The sequence below is a fragment of the Pseudomonas sp. PME37.24/025 genome (assembly GCF_055556615.1).
In genome coordinates this window covers 1-364 of the sequence record NZ_JBVHNK010000055.1, presented here as the reverse complement: position 1 = coordinate 364, position 364 = coordinate 1, and the positions used below count along the sequence as shown (strand labels likewise).

Here is a 364-nt window from a genome sequence, read left to right as displayed (position 1 = left end):
GCGAACGTCCGCATGCTGGAAGCGGCGGGGGCGGCCGGCATCCAGATCGAGGATCAGGTCTGGCCGAAGCGCTGCGGCCACATGGTCGGCAAGGAGGTCATCGACGCCGACGAAGCCGTCCGCAAGATCGCCACCGCGGTCGAGGCTCGGCGCGATCCCGACACCGTCATCGTCGCGCGCACCGACTCGCTCGCGCCGCTCGGGCTGGACGAGGCGCTGTCGCGGGCGCAGCGGTTCCGCGAGGTCGGCGCCGACGTCGTCTTCATCGACGCGCCGTCCTCCATGGCGGACCTCCGCCGGATCGGCGCGGAGCTCGAGGGCCCGATCATGGCCAACATGAGCGAGGGCGGGGTGACTCCGGCGC

At 72.5% G+C, this 364-nt stretch carries 1 protein-coding gene; it reads left to right on the top strand.

Annotated elements, in window-relative coordinates; genetic code table 11:
* On the top strand, positions 1 to 364 hold a 364-nt coding region (locus ACZ3HH_RS29465; protein ID WP_465810046.1), incomplete at both ends, for an isocitrate lyase/PEP mutase family protein.